The following is a 285-nucleotide window of genomic DNA, read 5'->3' as shown; positions in this document are numbered from 1 at the left end:
CGATAGAAAAAACCATCAAGTATCTTGCTGATAAAAAATTGGATCTCAAAATTGTAGTAGAAGCAAGGTCACTTTCAGAAGTAGAAGAAATATTACAGTCTGATGGGGTTTATAGAATTTTACTGGACAATTTTAATTACGATGACACCAAAAAGGCTGTTAAGTTGATTGATGGTAGATGTTTCACAGAATCGAGTGGAGGCATTACGCTTGAAAATGCAAAATTTTATGCCGAATGTGAGGTAGATTATATTTCAAGTGGGGCGCTTATTCATTCAGTTCATA

General features: G+C 34.4%; 1 protein-coding gene. It reads left to right on the top strand.

Annotated features, from left to right (window positions below; all coding sequences use genetic code 11):
* A partial coding sequence (locus tag LB449_RS13865) for a nicotinate-nucleotide diphosphorylase (protein ID WP_394372325.1) occupies positions 1-285 on the top strand: 285 nt, incomplete at both ends.

This window comes from Psychroflexus lacisalsi (assembly GCF_020164495.1).
Taxonomy (GTDB): domain Bacteria; phylum Bacteroidota; class Bacteroidia; order Flavobacteriales; family Flavobacteriaceae; genus Psychroflexus; species Psychroflexus lacisalsi.
Note: the sequence above shows the minus strand (reverse complement) of the source record. Positions and strands in the feature narration are given on the sequence as shown.